Raw genomic sequence first — 361 nt, forward strand, 5'->3', positions numbered from 1 at the left:
TGACCAGCAGACCCTGCTCCAGAACGAAAAAGACCCCCTCACCCACACCCCGGTGCACCTGCTCTCGCTCGACGGCGTAGGCAAGCACTACGGCAACATCATCGCCCTGTCCGAGGTGACCATGGCGGTGGACAACGGCCGCGTCACCTGCGTCCTGGGCGATAACGGCGCCGGCAAGTCCACGCTGATCAAGATCATCGCCGGGCTGCACCAGCACGACGCCGGGGTCCTGAACATCATGGGCGAGGAACGCAAATTCAGCTCACCCCGGGACGCCCTGGACGCCGGCATCGCGACCGTCTACCAGGATTTGGCGGTGGTCCCGCTGATGCCGATCTGGCGGAACTTCTTCCTCGGCTCG

Annotated in this window: 1 protein-coding gene; it reads left to right on the plus strand. The window is 64.8% G+C overall.

The window, feature by feature from the left end; translation table 11 throughout:
• The coding region (locus IAQ70_RS22530; protein WP_223860570.1) for an ATP-binding cassette domain-containing protein at positions 1-361 on the plus strand (361 nt) is incomplete at both ends.

The organism is Pseudarthrobacter sulfonivorans (assembly GCF_014712225.1).
In the GTDB taxonomy this organism is placed as follows: domain Bacteria; phylum Actinomycetota; class Actinomycetes; order Actinomycetales; family Micrococcaceae; genus Arthrobacter; species Arthrobacter sulfonivorans.